Source organism: Mycobacterium sp. NGS40 (assembly GCF_059812735.1).
Genome location: NZ_JCALDG010000124.1, coordinates 1 through 482, shown reverse-complemented (window position 1 = coordinate 482; position 482 = coordinate 1). Strand labels below are relative to the sequence as shown.

At 63.7% G+C, this 482-nt stretch carries 1 protein-coding gene; it reads right to left on the bottom strand.

Annotated features, from left to right (window positions below):
* Positions 1–108: 108 nt before the first annotated feature.
* Entirely contained in the window at positions 109–474 is a 366-nt protein-coding gene (lpqS, locus tag AC5Y5O_RS32220) for a putative copper homeostasis (lipo)protein LpqS (protein WP_473143704.1), read from the bottom strand.
* Between the last annotated feature and the right edge of the window lie 8 nt (positions 475–482).

Here is a 482-nt window from a genome sequence, read left to right as displayed (position 1 = left end):
GGTCCGATCGCCGCTTCGACAGCGGGTTCTCCCTTTAAAGTGCGCCCTTGACAAGGTCATTGGTCACTGGCCGCAGTGGCCAATGCACAACGGCCTGACGCTGACCGATCAGCGACGCGCTAGACAGAACCGCGTCAAGATATCTCGACCCGAAAGGGCGACAGAGACGCCGCGGGGCGGGCCCCGCCTCCCGGGTGACACACCGTCGGTGACTGAGCCGACGGCGGTGGTCACTGCTACGCCGGACCCCAGCGTGACCAGAGCCGTGGCCGACAGTGGCAGCACCGCAATCGCGAACGCTTGGGGGCATTCCGGTGACGCGGTGCAGTCGGCAGCTGAATGGTCAGCGTTGACCGCGAATTCAGCGCTCAGGGATGCGTAAGAGGCGTGTGCTGAATTCGATTGAGAAGACTCAGACTGCACCAACCAACAACCGGCGACGCCGACGAGCACCCACACCGTGAGCAAGATCATCGTGACCG